The 14,859-nt window shown below is 58.8% G+C and carries 11 protein-coding genes, 1 pseudogene and 1 other annotated feature; of the genes and pseudogenes, 6 read left to right on the plus strand and 6 right to left on the minus strand.

Annotated features, from left to right (window positions below):
* Positions 1-11 precede the first annotated feature (11 nt).
* The 5 genes from AC0C6X_RS29120 to AC0C6X_RS29140 are packed head-to-tail and all read right to left on the minus strand — an operon-like array spanning position 12 to position 4,899.
* Positions 12-1,079: a phosphotriesterase family protein gene (locus AC0C6X_RS29120; RefSeq protein ID WP_472956481.1), complete on the minus strand. Its 1,068-nt coding sequence runs from the start codon at positions 1,077-1,079 to the stop codon at positions 12-14.
* Positions 1,080-1,084: 5 nt separating this feature from the next.
* Entirely contained in the window at positions 1,085-2,086 is a 1,002-nt protein-coding gene (locus AC0C6X_RS29125) for an ABC transporter permease (protein ID WP_472956483.1), read from the minus strand.
* A complete protein-coding gene (locus AC0C6X_RS29130; protein ID WP_472956485.1) occupies positions 2,083-2,886 on the minus strand; it encodes an ATP-binding cassette domain-containing protein in 804 nt (267 codons plus the stop codon). Before AC0C6X_RS29130 ends, AC0C6X_RS29125 begins: the two co-directional genes overlap by 4 nt.
* A complete protein-coding gene (locus AC0C6X_RS29135; protein WP_472956487.1) occupies positions 2,886-3,842 on the minus strand; it encodes a substrate-binding domain-containing protein in 957 nt (318 codons plus the stop codon). Before AC0C6X_RS29135 ends, AC0C6X_RS29130 begins: the two co-directional genes overlap by 1 nt.
* Positions 3,843-3,876: 34 nt before the next feature.
* A complete protein-coding gene (locus AC0C6X_RS29140; protein WP_472956489.1) occupies positions 3,877-4,899 on the minus strand; it encodes a LacI family DNA-binding transcriptional regulator in 1,023 nt (340 codons plus the stop codon).
* A 1,348-nt stretch (positions 4,900-6,247) separates the two neighbouring features.
* On the opposite strand from AC0C6X_RS29140, the gene AC0C6X_RS29145 reads away from it, so the two are divergent.
* The 4 genes and pseudogenes from AC0C6X_RS29145 to AC0C6X_RS29160 all read left to right on the plus strand — a co-directional run bounded on the left by AC0C6X_RS29145 (position 6,248) and on the right by AC0C6X_RS29160 (position 10,126).
* Complete coding sequence (locus AC0C6X_RS29145; protein WP_472956490.1) at positions 6,248-6,559, plus strand: hypothetical protein; 312 nt, start codon at positions 6,248-6,250, stop codon at positions 6,557-6,559.
* Between the two features lie 211 nt (positions 6,560-6,770).
* Positions 6,771-7,217 (plus strand): hypothetical protein, encoded by a 447-nt coding sequence (locus AC0C6X_RS29150; RefSeq protein ID WP_472956492.1) that lies wholly within the window; start codon positions 6,771-6,773, stop codon positions 7,215-7,217.
* Between the two features lie 76 nt (positions 7,218-7,293).
* On the plus strand, positions 7,294-8,532 hold the full coding sequence (locus tag AC0C6X_RS29155; RefSeq protein ID WP_472956494.1) for a glycosyltransferase family protein: 1,239 nt from the start codon (positions 7,294-7,296) through the stop codon (positions 8,530-8,532).
* Positions 8,533-8,672: 140 nt separating this feature from the next.
* Positions 8,673-10,126, plus strand: a pseudogene (locus tag AC0C6X_RS29160) (TrkH family potassium uptake protein).
* Between the two features lie 151 nt (positions 10,127-10,277).
* Here AC0C6X_RS29160 and AC0C6X_RS29165 read toward each other — a convergent pair.
* Complete coding sequence (locus tag AC0C6X_RS29165) at positions 10,278-11,765, minus strand: SulP family inorganic anion transporter (protein WP_472956519.1); 1,488 nt, start codon at positions 11,763-11,765, stop codon at positions 10,278-10,280.
* A gap of 70 nt (positions 11,766-11,835) precedes the next feature.
* Positions 11,836-11,891 (minus strand) — a sequence feature (sul1 is cis-regulatory element that is thought to sense ions involved in sulfur or methionine metabolism; They are found in Alphaproteobacteria).
* A 136-nt stretch (positions 11,892-12,027) separates the two neighbouring features.
* Between AC0C6X_RS29165 and AC0C6X_RS29170 the strand changes: the two genes are divergently transcribed.
* Positions 12,028-12,447 carry a hypothetical protein gene (locus AC0C6X_RS29170; RefSeq protein ID WP_472956496.1) on the plus strand — a complete coding sequence of 140 codons (420 nt, stop codon included), beginning with the start codon at positions 12,028-12,030 and terminating at the stop codon, positions 12,445-12,447.
* A 405-nt stretch (positions 12,448-12,852) separates the two neighbouring features.
* Positions 12,853-14,856: an ABC transporter ATP-binding protein/permease gene (locus tag AC0C6X_RS29175; protein ID WP_472956497.1), complete on the plus strand. Its 2,004-nt coding sequence runs from the start codon at positions 12,853-12,855 to the stop codon at positions 14,854-14,856.
* Positions 14,857-14,859: the final 3 nt, after the last annotated feature.

A 14,859-nucleotide genomic window follows, 5' to 3' on the forward strand; every position in this document is an offset into this window, starting at 1 on the left:
GGAGCCGGATGTCAGGCCCCGGTTTGAAACACCGAGCGGGGATTGCCCCGCATCATCAGGTCGAGCGCCTTGTCGTCCAGTCCGTGTCGTTTGAGGCGCGGCAGAAAGTGGCGCAGCACATAGGCGTAGCCGTTGCCGCCGTAGTGACTGAGCATCATCTTCAGGAACACGTCGTGCGAAAGCAGGATGCGGTCGATGTGACCGGCTTGCACCAACCTTGCAATCGCCCGCGCGGCCTCCTCGTCGCTCGGGCATTGGACCTGCTGATCGGCATAGAAGAAGTCCATGCCGATCATGTCGTACTCGATGAAGGCGCCGCGTGCGGCGAGTTCGCTCTGATACGCGAAGTCGTCGTGCGACGGGTTCATGTGGCAGAGCACGGTATGGCGGAGATCAGCGCCTTCCTCGGCGACAACATCGAGCACGCGATGGCCGAGCCGGAACCAACCCGGCAGATGCACCATCAGCGGCAAACCGGTCCGAACTTGCGCTCGGGCCGCCCCGCGCAGCGACTTTTCCTCCGCTGACGTGAAATCGGAGGAGACGCCGATCTCGCCGATCAGCCCGATTTTCACATCCGTGCCGTCGACGCCTTCGATCGCTTCGCGAACGATACCGTCGGCGATCTGGTCGGCGCTCATGCCGGCGACCTCGGCCGGATGCGATGAGGCAAGATAGTATCCCGCGCCCATCACGATATTGAGACCGGTCGCCTTGGAAATCCGCCTGAGTGCCAGCGGGTTTCTGCCGATACCGTTGCAGGTGGGCTCGACGACCGTGTGCCCCCCTTCGGCGGCGAAGGCTCTCAACTCGGCGATCGCCAGCGGTTCGTCATCCAGCGTGATGTTGTGCTTGTTGACGAAGGGGTCCTGGCGCAGTTCGCCGAGGATCTCCATGCAGACGAAGCCTTCGGCGAGATACTGACGCTCCCTTGTTTTCGGCGCGTGCCACCAGCAGCGACAATCGTTGAGGATATGCTCGTGCATCAGGGTGACGCCGAGCTCGCCTGCGTCGATCGCCCCGGTGACGGTCATAACTTTGCCGGAGCGCACATGCGCTTCTGACAGTTCCTTGCTCATGGCGGTCATCTCTTCTTGCCGCCGAAGCGAAAGTTGGCGGTGAAGATCCGGGTGTTGAGCCAGATGGCGACGAGGATGATCGCGCCCGTGACGATCTGCGTGAAGAACGGCGAGATATGCATCAGGATCAGACCGTTGCCGATGACGGCGATCGTCATCGTGCCGAGCACGGTGCCAAGGATCGTGCCGCGGCCGCCCATCAGTGACGTTCCGCCCAGTACCACGGCAGCGATGACCTGCAGTTCGAAGCCGACCGCCGCATTCGACGAACCGGAACCGAGGCGTGCTGCGATCAAAAGGCCGGCAAGTGCACAGGCAACGCCGGCGATCATATAGACCGAGGCGATCACCCATTTTGCCGGCATGCCGACGCGACGGGCGGCTTCCATATTGGAGCCGACAGCGACGACCTGGCGGCCGTATCTGGTCGAGGATATGACCACATAGCCGGCAACCGCGACGGCAACCGCGATCAGAGCAGGTACGGGAATGCCGAGCAACTCGCCGCGGCCAAGCATGAAGAAGCCCGGTGCGTCCTTGATCGGGATCGAGTAGCCCTGTGTCAGATAGAGCGCGAGCCCGCGCAGGATCGACAGGCCGGCAAGCGTGACAATGAAGGCCGGGATGCCCTGATAGGCCGTGAACCAGCCTTGCACCAAGCCAAGGAAGGCGCCGAAGAAGAGCATGGCGATTACGACGAGGGGCCAGGGATAGCCCACCGCCAGCACAATGGCCGCAACCGCATTGACCAGCGCGACCTGGGAGCCGACCGAGAGGTCGATGCCGCCGGTGATGATGACGAGCGTCATGGCAACCGCGACGATAAGGATCGGCGCCGCTTGGCGGATGACGTTCAGGATGTTGCCGAGCGTCATGAAGGTGTCGGTCGTTGCGGCGAAGAAGACGACGCAGGCCAGGAAGAAGAAGGCGATCGACAGGACCTGGGCGTTTTCCGAGAGGAAGTCTGCCGCCGGCGAGCCTTTTGCGCGTTCGGTATAGGCCGTCATTGTTTGGCTCCTTCCCCGACGATCAGCTTGACGAGGTCTTCCAGGTTGGTCTTGCCGATTTCGCGCTCGGCAACCTTGGTGCCTTCGTACATGACCGCAATGCGGTCGCAGACACGGAAGAGGTCCTGCAGGCGATGGGTGATCAGGATCACCGATACACCCTTGGCCTTGACGCGGTTGATGAGCGCGAGCACGGCCTCGACCTCCGCCACGGCGAGCGCCGAGGTCGGCTCATCCATGATCAACACCTTCGGATTGAAGGATGCAGCGCGGGCAATGGCGATCGCCTGACGCTGGCCGCCCGAGAGCTGGGCGACCTTGCCGGTGAGTCTCGGAATACGGATTTCCAGCGCGTCGAGCATCTTGCGGGCTTCGGCGAGCATGGTTTTCGTATCGAGGAATGGCCCTTTGCTGATTTCCCGGCCGAGAAAGAGGTTGCCGACGACATCGATGTGGTCGCAAAGGCTCAGGTCCTGGAAGACCATTTCGATGTTGCGGTTGCGCGCGTCTGCAGGCCCGGAGAACCGAACCTCTTCGCCTTCCAAGGTAATGGTCCCACCATCGGGAATGTAGGTTCCTGAGATGACCTTCGTCAGCGTCGATTTGCCGGCGGCGTTGTCGCCGACGAGGCCAAGGCATTCGCCGGGGTAGATGTCGAGGTCAATGCCACGCAGCGCCTGGTGCGATCCGAACGTCTTGACGATCCCCTTGAGGGACACGCGGGGACTGACACCGGCGCGGGAGGGCAGAGCCCCCCCGACACCGGCGACAGCGGGAGGATGCTGTCTTTCAGTCGTCATCATTTGAAGATCGCCCGGTATGGCTCGACGTTGTCCTTGGTGACGATCGTTACCGGCACGGCGATGTTCTTCTCGACGCTGCCGCCTTCGGAGACCTTTTTCAGGGCGTCCACGGCGGCAGCACCCATGGCGGACGGATCCTGCTGGATGACGGCGGCGACGTAGCCGGCATCAATGCCTGCGATCGCCTGGGCCGTCAGGTCCCAGCCGAACACCTTGACGCTATCCTGCTTGCTCTGGCTTTCGACAGCGGCGATTGCGCCCATCAAAGCCGGTTCGCCGGTCGCATAGATCGCGGTCAGGTCAGGATTGCCGGTGATCAGGTTTTCGGCGGCAGCAAGCGCGTTGTCCTGCACGTTCTGCCCGTCGACGACGCCGGCGGATGTGATGCCGTCGACATCCTTGATCGTCTTTTCAAAGCCTTCCTGGCGAACGTTCTGGATGAACGAGTTCAGTGCGCCGACGACGCCAATCTTGGCTTTGCCATCGGCATTAGCCTTGATGTAGTCGAGGAAGTACTTGCCCATGTCGGCGCCCGCCTTGGCGTTGTCGACACCAATCTGCGCCTTTTGCGGGCCTTCCGGAAGGATCGCGTCGATGGCAACGACGGGGATGTCGGCTTCGGCGGCCTGGTTGACGGCCGGCATGATGCCGTTGACGTCGATGGCGACGACTGCGATGCCGTCAACCTTCTGCTGGATATAGGTCTCGATCGCGCTGTTCTGTGCGGCCGGATCGTTGTTGGCATTGAAGATGACGAGCTTCGCGCCGGCAGCATCGGCCGCCTTCTGCGCACCCTCGTTCATCTGGTTGAAGAAAAGCGCCTGCTGGTTGATCTGCACGAGTGCAAAGGTCTTTTCGGCGGCAAGGGCCGGCGAGAGGGCCGCGCCGAGGGACGTCAATGCCGTGAACCCAAGCGTGGCAACTAAAGTCCTGCGTTTCAAAGTCCAGTTCATGTTCTCATCCTCTGTTGGTTCTCCATTGCGTGATTTATCGTTTCGCAGGCGGAGCAACGGATTTCCGCACGACGATTTCGACTGGCAGGAGCTCCTCGACGGGAGCCTGCTTGTCCTGCCAGTTTGTTTCGAGAAGAAGGGATAGGGCGCGCGCACCGATCGCGCGGACCGGCTGGCGAATGGCGGTCATGGGCGGACCGAAAAGGTGCAGCGGACCGACATCGTCGAAGCCGACAACCGACACATCTTCGGGGATGGACACCCCCTGGTCGTGAAAGACCTCGATCATCCCGATGGCGATTTCGTCCGAGCTCGCAAAGATCGCCGTCGCGGGACGGTTTTCCTCAATGAAACGCTTCGCCGCCTGCCGGCCGAAACCAACGGTGTAGTCTCCGGCATACTTCGAAGCCTGAGAATTTTCGCCGAAAGCTTCGCGCAGGCCACGCTCAAGTCCGTTCAGACGCCGGCGTGAGCTGATCATTTCCTCCGGGCCACCGACGAACAGCACCTCCTTGTGTCCGAACTCGGCGAGATGCCGGCCCGCCAGATAACCGCCGAGCTCATTATCGCAGAACAGCTTCGGAGCCCGGGCGCCCGGCACGTCTTCGTCGGCGATCACCACTTTGCCGGTGCGGTTGATCAGCGTGGCGAGTTGCCCGTCGTCCGGGTGGTTGGTGACGAAGATCAGGCCGTCGACGTGATTGCGTTCGATCAGCTGGAGATAGGCGACCTCGCGGCCAGCGCGGTTCAGCGTCGCGTAGAGGGATACGGCAAGGCCGCGGCTATCCGCTTCCTCTTCGACCGCGGCCACGAGTGTCGCGAAGAAGGGGTTGGCGATATCCGGAACGACGAGGCCGATCGTGTCGGAGCGGCCGCGGCTAAGTCGGCGGGCGTGCGGGTTGGGCTGGTAATTGAGGTCGCGGATCGCGTCTGAGATCCGCTTCTTCGTCTCGTGCGGCAGGTCGAGCGATCCGTTCAGAAGGCGCGAGACCGTCGTCACGGAAACACCGGCAGCACGGGCTACATCCTTCAGACTTGTCACGGGTCGTGTGGTCACGTTGGCCTCTGCTTTTGTAAACCGATTTACTAAACCGCTTTACAATAAGATTTCGACTTTCGTGTTCTGTCAACATAATTTCTCTGCTCTGGCGAGATATGTCCCGGCACGGTGGCGTTGTGAACGCCCAGACAAGGATGCGTAGCGGGCGTGCCTGTTATGAAAGCAGGCTCGGCCAAACGATTAGATCGGTCGATAGGTTTTGCCTTCACCGTTCTTGTTTGGGGCCTTTCGTTGGGCCCCTTGGTGTATCATTATCTCTAGCGCCGATAGTCGTGAGCGTGTGTTCCGCCCATGTCACATTTGTGCATCTAGCTGACTTGCTGGGTGATGCCATGCTGAATGAGCTTCAGCTCGACCCACATGCCGTTCGCCTTATCGTCTGGGCCTCGCCTGATGTTTGTGGGCTCTCATGCGTTGACGTCGGTCGATGATGGAGACCAAAAGATGCTCGAAGTTCTCACCCGGATATGCGCGACTGCGGGCGTTTCTCCAGAACTGGCGATCAGACCGCCAGCGACGGTCACGCGCCACATCGTGAACTTTGCGCCGTTCGTGGCAATCCTTGTGTTCGCGATCGCTCTTCCAGTGCTAATCGCCCGGCTGTTAGGGCAGCGTGGCCCCGGAAAGGGAAACGCCTCTGCCTCAAGTGGGGCTTCCTTCCCGGGGCGCCTGAAAGATCCTGTGGCGCGCGGCGAATTAGACAAGGGCGAGCGCGATCAGCGGTCTCAACCGCCTCCGGGCTGATCGTCTCGCGATTGGGGAAATGATCACCGGCGAAGAGTTTCGCCGCCGCACGCTCGGCACGGCTACCGTGCGCTCGAGTACAAGGACAGTCCACGCACGCCATCCTTAGGGCTACATACGAGCGAGATACCAAATAATGCTAGCCAGGACCTGCCCGAGCCCAAGAGCGCAGACTGCCGCAATCCCGATCCATTGGACAGTTTGTGGTCTGAACGCCGCTTTTTCATGGTTGGACAATTACGACCGTTTGTTTTCCTGGTCGGCGATCTTTTCTGTTGCGGAGTAACTCTCCAGCCCACTGCACCGCCGCCCAACGCTATGTCAAGCAGAGATCGCTGAACAACGTGCCGCCAATGGCGTAGGTAAAGGGTGCAATAATAACGACGCACGCCCCTTATCGCGTGTTGCGCGGTGGATGACCCGATGTCTACTCCGGGATCACAAACGACCCGGGGAGGCCCACTGATCCCTGTCGCTGCACGCCTTTAACGTCGACCTATCTCGCCCGCTATCGGTATTGAAGAAACATGCAGGAAATCTGCTTCCTTCCAAGCACCCATTCGGATGAAAGCCAAGCATCTGCACAATTGCGCAAGCTTGGATGGAACAAGCGTCGCAAGACGAAGTTGGAAAGGTAAAGGAGCGGGCGATGATTTTGATCCCACCTTCGTCAGAATGTCGCGGGGCGCATGGCGTGGACGTCAAGAGCCTGATCTCGTCTGTTAAGACCACCCTGCTTGCCGAAGGGGCAAAGGAGACGGAGAGCCTGTGTTTCCGGGCTCTTGGCGATCTTGTCGTTATTGAAGGAACGGTCAACTCCCGAGCAGACGTCGAGCGTATTCGACGTATCGCCGAACGTATTGTGGGTGCGGACCATCTCGTCCTGTGGATCAGCTGCCTTGTTTCCTCTTGAGCATTCAGAGTCGCTGCCACTGCCATCCTCAGTGCCTGGCGTTCGTTCTGGCAATAGTCAGTTGTGTGGTTCGAAAGGAAGGTCATCTTGTGATATACTTTTGCAGCGGCGCGATGACCGGCAGGCATACCTCAATTGGGTGTCGGTCTTCTGCGGGACTTGGGAATGAGCGCGCCGATGATGAACAATACGTTATCTCAGGGAGGCTGCCGTGAAACACCAATCTCGTGAAGGACTTGTGAGGATTGCTGGCGTGCGCAGAGACATGCAGGAGCATGCTCTGACGCGGGAAGAGCGACTTGAACGGTGGGCAGAACTTCTCGACCAGACGCCTGACCGGCGGCTGAATACTCTGTTCGAGACCGAATTTCAGCCGCTTTCAGTGCGCGATTCGATGCGACGCGAAGGCTCTCCGCTCGGTGTAGCCTTCGACGATGTCCTGCTTCGAAAGGAAGGTCTGAAAAACGACACCTATGGTGAAGCAAAACGATTCTTCGGGTTGAGCGATCTGGAAATGCATCAGTTGGTGTGCAGCTGTCACACCGGTGAAACCGTTCGGTCGGGGAGCGTCGCGGAATGTGTACGCGCCGTGGCTGAACCAGGGCCGAGCCCTTGGTCGATGTTCTTGAACGCCTTTTTCATCTTCCGCCGGCCTTGATTTGGCGCAAGTCGAGCCCGCTGCCGCGGTGGCGTGACGGCGAGATGTCCATAGCCGAGACTTTGCAGGGGTAATCTTGCGCATAGGTATTCACGTTTATGGGACGCGCGACGACGTCGAGCCCTACATCGCATTGGCCAAGAAGCTGCTCCTCCTGGGTCATTCGGTCCAGGTTGCCGGGCCGCGCCGCTTTGCCCCGCTGGCGTATCGACATGGCGTGCTCTATGAGCCATTGCCGGACGATTTGTTGGAACGTTGTGAGACGCCCGACGGCCGCGGCGCACTGGCCGGCGGGATCTTGCCAAAGCGCGGTCTTGCAAATCACATTCATGCGCTCAGCCACGAGCTGCTGCAGAGTGAGTGGCTGGCCGCCCATGCTTTTTGGCCCGATCTGATTGTCTATCACCCGAGTTCGATAGCATCGCCCCATATGGTGGAGCGTATCGGCTGTCGTTCGATCATGGCGTCGCCTCTTCCTATCCTTACCCCGACATCGGCATTTCCGACACCGATCGTGCCGTGGCGAACGCTCGGTCCCTTCAACAGGTTCAGCCACACGGTGGCCGACCGGCACTTCACGCGTCTGTTTCGCAACCCGATCCTGAAATGGCGGCGAAAGATGCTCGGGCTGCCAGAACACCCGCGCTTGCGCCATGCTCCCGATCGAAAGCTCTACGCCTATAGCCGGCATCTGGTGCCTGTTCCCAAAGATTGGGGCCGGCACATCCACGTCACCGGCGCGTGGTGGCTTGAGGAGCCTCATTGCAGGCTCTCTGCTGAACTGGAAACATTCCTGACGAACGGCCCGCCGCCGGTCTATGTGGCGCTCGCCGGCCTGCCTGAAAGACTCGCACACGACCTGGCGCACACGGCGGTGAGGGCGGCGAGAATGCTTGGCAAGCGGGTGCTCCTTGCAACGGGAGGCAGACCGGTTCGTGGTGTGGTGTCATCGTCCGATGTGCTTATCTATGCTGATGCGGGGCGAAATGAGCTTCTGACAAGGACCGATATGATCTTTCATCATGGGGGAGCCGCAACAACAGCCGCGGCGCTGCGCGCCGGCAAGCCGAGCGCGATCTATCCAGCCTTTAGCGAGGGGTATTTTTGGGCAAGGCGCGTTCACGATCTGGGCGCTGGGCCTCCTCCTGTTAAGGTGAAGCGTCTGTCGGTTGAGGGGATCGCGGTTTTAATGCACGCGATGGACACCCCTTTTGTGCGGGAGAAGGTCCGTCAGCTGAGCTCTGAATTGCGCGACGAGGGCGGGATTGACGACGCCGTCCGTGCCATTGAGCAGCTTGAACGACTGAGAGGCTGACCGAATAATGGCGAGGAAACAGGGCGAATGAGAATTGATCGGCCCGAATTTCGTACTCATGATTGTCGTGCAGGCGGTGCTTTCCCAGCGATCGGCTGATGCAACGCGCCTCATTCATCACTTCTGGTCGAAGAGTCGTCATGTCACCGCAATACTATAGGTCAGCAATCCATATATCTGCGATATTTGGGTTCTATTTGTCCTGCACAATGCTGGTTCCGGCGTTTGCAGACTTTTACAGCGATCACCGAGACTGGATCGTGTTTGCACGCGCCAGCGTCTTTTGCGGCACCTTCTTCGCTGCCGCTGCCCTGGCGACCCGGGATGCGCCGCCGCAGCTCAATCGAAAAATGGGCTTTTTGCTGGTGAATCTGCTTTGGGTGGTCTTCTCGCTCGTCGGCGCAGTTCCTCTTTGGCTGTCGTCAAAGGACATGAACCTGATGCAAGCGATTTTCGAATCCGTGTCCGCCGTCACGACGACCGGTTCGACGGTCATGGTCGGATTGGATCACACGGCGCCCGGCGTGCTCCTCTGGCGGTCGATGCTCCAGTGGTTTGGCGGCATTGGCATTGTCGCGCTTGGCCTCTTCGTAATGCCCTTCTTACGAGTGGGGGAATATCATTCCTTCGGATGGAATCGTCCGATACGAACGAGAAGGTCTTTGCAAGGATTGCAACGTTCATGCGGGCGTTCGTGGTGATCTATGTGGTGATCACCTTGGCGTGCTCTCTTGCCTACCATCAGTTCGGGATGACGCAGTTTGATGCGCTGAACCACGCACTGACGACCGTCGCGACCGGTGGGTTTTCGACGCATGATGCCTCGTTTGGATACTACGACAGCGTGCCACTTCTGTGGGCATCAACCTTCTTCATGACCTTGTGCAGTCTGCCATTTTCCGTGCTGATCCTCTTTGTGGTCAAACGCAGCACAACGGCATTGTGGGATCCGCAAATCCTAGTGTTTCTTGGCTACCTTTCAGTCATGGCCATGACGCTGGCGGCTTATCATCGCGTTTACAATGGCGTGCCGTTCGCAATGGCCTTATCCCATTCATTCTTCAATCTGGCGTCGATATTGTCGACGTCGGGGTATGCAAGCGAAGATTATACCTTATGGGGTCCTTTTGCCGTCGCTCTGGCATTTTTCGCGACGTTTGCCGGCGGCTGTTCCGGCTCGACCGCAGGCGGGATCAAAGCCTACAGGTTCGTCATTCTTTTAGGCGCGTTCAGACCCCTGATCACGCAGATCCTGTACCCGAACAGTGTCACGCCTGTGCGGTACGGAGGAGCGACCGTGGATCCCGAGCTGCAACGAGCGGTCTTCCTTTTCTTTGCCGTCTTCATCGCGCTTTGGGCCTTCGGAACATTGGCACTTGGAGCGCTCGGATACGATCTCATGACCGCGGCGTCTTCGGTCATCACGGCGCTGTCCAACGTCGGACCTGGAGTGGGGCCTGTCGTTGGACCAGCTGGAAATTTCTCCACGCTGTCCGATCCTGCACTGGCTATCTTATCCGTTCTCATGATCATGGGACGCCTGGAGGTGATGACTGTCCTGGTATTGGTCTCACCATTTTTCTGGAGAAGTTGATCGCCGCGAGGACCCGTTCGGTCTTCGGATTGCGATAACAAGAAACGGGCTCATCGCCGGATATCGTTTCTCGCGGCGACGAACAGCCTGTGGCCGAAAGGCCCGACGGGCGTTAGACGAGACGCAAAGCGGTTCCGTTCATTCCGTGCTTTCAGTGTATCGACGCGCTCGCGGCGCGGCGTTCATCCTTGTCGTGAAGGGCAAAGCGGTCAATCATCTCGACGCTCGCCTCGTTGAAACCCAGAACCTCGACGTGGATTCCGGACCTTCGGTACTTCATCACGATCTTGTCGAGCGCGCCGACCGCTGTGATGTCCCAAAGATGAGCCCGATTGAGGTCGATCGCAATTCTGGAACCCTGCTCAGCGAAGTCGAAAGCACGCACGAATTGCTCCGCGGAGGCGAAGAAGACCTGGCCCTCGACCAGGTAGGTGACGTCTTTGGATGAGGCGTCCTGCTGGCGCGTCACGCGGAACAACCGTGAGACCTTTCCGGCAAAGAATATTCCCGAAAGCAGCACGCCGACGATCACACCCTTTGCAAGATCGTGCGTGGCAACAACAGTGACAACCGTTGCCAGCATCACGACCGATGAAGGCAAAGGATGACGCTTCAGCTCGACGAGCGATCGCCAGGAGAACGTCCCGATAGAGACCATGATCATCACGGCAACCAGAGCTGCCATCGGAATGATGCGTACGAGATCATCAAGCCCGACGATCAGGAACAGCAGGAAGGCGCCGGCAACGAAAGTCGAGAGCCGCCCGCGACCGCCCGATGACACATTGATGACCGACTGTCCAATCATCGCGCATCCACCCATACCGCCAATTAAGGCGGAGGCGATGTTGCCGGCTCCCTGGCCCACGCATTCCTGGCTCTTGTTGCTTGGCGTGTCGGTCATGTCATCGATGATCTGCGCGGTCAGGAGCGATTCAAGAAGGCCGACAGCTGCAAGTGTCACCGAATAGGGAAGGATGATCCGCAACGTTTCCAAGGTGAACGGCACATCCGGAAAGCTGAAGACCGGCAGTGCCTCGGGAAGCTCGCCGAGATCGTCTACGGTCCGCAGATCCATCCCTGTGGACCAGGCAACGCAGGTGAGGACCGCAATTGCAACGAGTGGCGACGGGACTGCATTGGTGATGCGCGGAAACAGGTAGATGATCGCAAGTCCCCCGGCAATCATGAAGTATGTCTCGATTGAGACGCCGACCAATTCCGGCAGTTGCGCCATGAAGATCAGGATCGCAAGAGCGTTCACGAAGCCCGTGATGACCGATCTCGAGACAAAGCGCATGACGCGGCCAACCCTTAGGAAGCCGGCGACGATCTGGATCAAGCCCATCAAGAGAGTGGCGGCAAAAAGGTATTGCAGCCCATGCTCCTTGACGAGTGTGACCATCACGACCGCCGTTGCCGCCGTTGCCGCGGAGATCATGCCCGGCCGCCCACCGACAATGGCCGCCACGCACGCAATGGCGAAAGAGGCATACAGACCCACTTTGGGATCGACGCCCGCGATAACCGAAAAGCCGATTGCTTCGGGGATAAGAGCGAGGGCGACGACGATGCCGGAAAGCACGTCGCCACGGATGTTGGAGAGCCACTCCCGGCGGTAGTTTGAAAGCGTATTCATTCGGTGAAACGGATCACAATCGAAAGCAGCAAGCCGGTCGCGATAGGTCAGGCTTTTAGCTGCGTTCATGTGTTGTCTGGCGGATCGGCGGCCAGAAGAGCCACCCGGATTCTCACCGGGTCCTTGTGAATGATGCTTGTTACCCCACACGATGTTGCAATGCAATGCCGAGACCGGAGGCGGATCACGCATGTCGGCAAAAACGATTTGGTGGCTGTTTTATATCATGGTATGATATATTTTCATTTGAAAGGAGGATGCTATGACCGAAGGGAACAATGGAACGTGGTCCGAGTATCACCCCAGCAAGAAAGTCTGGTTTTGGTCGACCGTTGGTGCTTCGCTGCTCACGATGATTGTGGGCTTTACCTTTGGCGGCTGGATGACCGCGGGCGGAGCGTCCGTCATGGCTGACCAAGCGGTCAGGATGGCCCGTGCGGAGTTGATCTCGAACATATGCGTTCACAACTTCGTCTCTGCCGCCAATGCGGTTGAAAATCTGAAGGAACTCAAATCCAAATCCAGTTGGGAGCGGGACGATTTTATTACAAATGGTGGTTGGGCTTCTGTCGATGGTCTCGTCTCGCCGGTTCCCAATGCCGCCGATACCTGCGCGAAGGCGCTGATCGACCTCAAGGAACTGCCTATCATTGTCGAAGTACCGGCGAGCAGTTCACTCTGATCTATCTCCGTCTCAACCCGCTGGAGTGGGCCGCTGTCTGAGGCCCGCCACGCGCGCTCGTATCAAGCGACTATCAGCGCGATAAGTCCTGACTGTTGTCGCGAGCATCGAAGTCTCGCCGCGGACGATGCGGTCGTGGCGGGCTCCAAACGATGCGTGCGCCAAATAGTTCCGCGGAATCATGGATATAAGCAGATTTTGCGGGAGGCTTGATCATTTCTTGTCTTTATCAGCCGCCTCTCGCAGGTCTCTCGATCGCCACCGGTGCAAAGGCGCCACTGCCATGCTGCAATTGTCGGTGGGTTGATGTCGCAAAAAGGACACTGCGACACCTCAATTCCGCGGAGCGGCTAGGCAAGCGTCACAACATGCTTCACTATGGTGCTAATTTAGGCAGAACTGCGAATGGCTGTCATGCTTCCGGGCGAGCTGCTCTTCGGTAGATTGAGGGGCGTGCAGCGTACTTACAAGGAGGATTTATTGAACTGGCAGAAGCGGTTCGGTGAAATGCGGTCACAATTGACCCCAGTGTCGTCAATGCGCGGTTTTTGGGGGCTCATGGGTGCGTATTGGCTCTCCGAGAGGTGGAAGGAGGCCTGGGGGCTGGCCGCCATAATCGTGGTACTGACCGCGTTATCGGCCATGGCGAGCGTTTGGTTCGCCGAAGCGTCCGGGGATCTCATCAGTGCAATCGCATTCCTCCATCACCCGCAAAACCCCTCAACCCTTCCCGCGCTGCTCAGCAGTGCCGCTACACTGGTTGCGATTGTCGTCCTCAAGGAAATCGGGTTCATCGCGGTCCGCCACTACTTCTCGACAACACTGCATCGCAAGTGGCGAGCCTGGCTCGACGAGCGCTTCAATAGCGCGATCCTGGACTGCAATCATACGCATTTCCACCTCCAGAACGGCGCCGCAGAAGAGACCCCTTCCGCGGCGGCGGTGCCGGACAACCTTGATCAGCGTATTCAGGAGTCCATCAAGGGCCTTACCGGGGGCGCCATCGGTCTTGCAATGGGGATCGCCGGCGTCACGCTTTCCCTGTACTTTGTCGGCGGAAAGCTCATCGCGAACTCCACCGAAATCACGGGGCTCGAGTTCCTGGGGACCTATGCCAGCGCTTGCCTGACATTTGCAGCGGTACTGGCCTACGTGCCGCTTAACACGTTTCTTGCAGTCAAACTCGGAGCGATCTTGCAGCGGCTGGACGTCAGAATGCAGTGGGCAGAAGGAAGTTATCGGCGTGAGCTCGCGGCGCTCTTGAACCGAAGCTTCCACGTCGCGGCAAATCAAGCCGAAGGCGTGCAAAACCGCATCAACAGGAAACGATATGCTCAGATCGACCATACATGGGCCGGCCTGAATTTCCTCACCGCGGGCTATATGGGATTTGAGCTCGTCTACAATTTCTTCTCCTCGCGCATCATCGCTTATGCACCGGGACTCCTTCCTTATGCTGAAAGCAGGATTAGTCTCCAAGGCTATGTTACGGGAGCCGAGCTTGCGAATGCGGTCATTAACGATTGCTCCTGGTTTATTCACGTCATGCCCGACATCGCGAGACTGCGAGCGAACGCAAGACGGGTGACAGAACTTGCGGAGGCGATCGAAGAAGCCCAATGTCCAAAGGAATTCTACGCGCACACCGGGTGCTCGCAGTTGCACTACCAGACCCAGGAGCCTCGTCTAGGCCTGGCCATTCAGGACGTGGAACTTATGCATCCGGGCGCCGCCGAGCCTTTTGTTTCGACGGATCGGCTGCGGGTAGAGCGGGGCGAATGGGTGCTGCTTTTGGGAGAGTCCGGCAGCGGCAAGTCGTCCTTGCTCAAAGCAATAAGTCGTCTGTGGCCGCATGGACGGGGCACGATCATTCTGCCGAGAAACGTGCGCACGCTCTATGCCGCGCAAGACGTCTATCTGCCGTCGACGTCGCTAAAGGAGCTGATTTGCCTGCCCGATCCCATGCAGTCGTACGATGATGCGGACGTTGCAACGATATTGGAGGAAGTCGGGTTATCCGATTTTGTAGATGACCTTGCCAATGAGGGCCGAGCCAATCAGACCTGGGATCAGCTCTTGTCCGGGGGGCAAAAGCAAAAGCTCATTCTCGCGCGCATTCTGCTGCTACGGCCCGGTCTTCTGCTGCTCGACGAGCCGACCAGCGCTTTGGATCTTAAGGCTAAGAACTCGTTTCACGCCACTATTCGAACCAAGTGTCCTGGTACGTCGGTGATTAGTGTTATGCACACCTCCTCGGCGCCGAAATCTTCAGAAGGCGACGAATTGTTCGACAGCGTGCTTTCGATCGCGCAACGAACGGTCACGAAGGGGCCGGTGACCGATCTGACACTTCGGCCACGGGTCTTGGGGCGCGGGCAGACCTATCTTGAAAAATCTCCCGCCGAATGATGG

It is taken from the genome of Ensifer sp. VA4, from assembly GCF_055710065.1.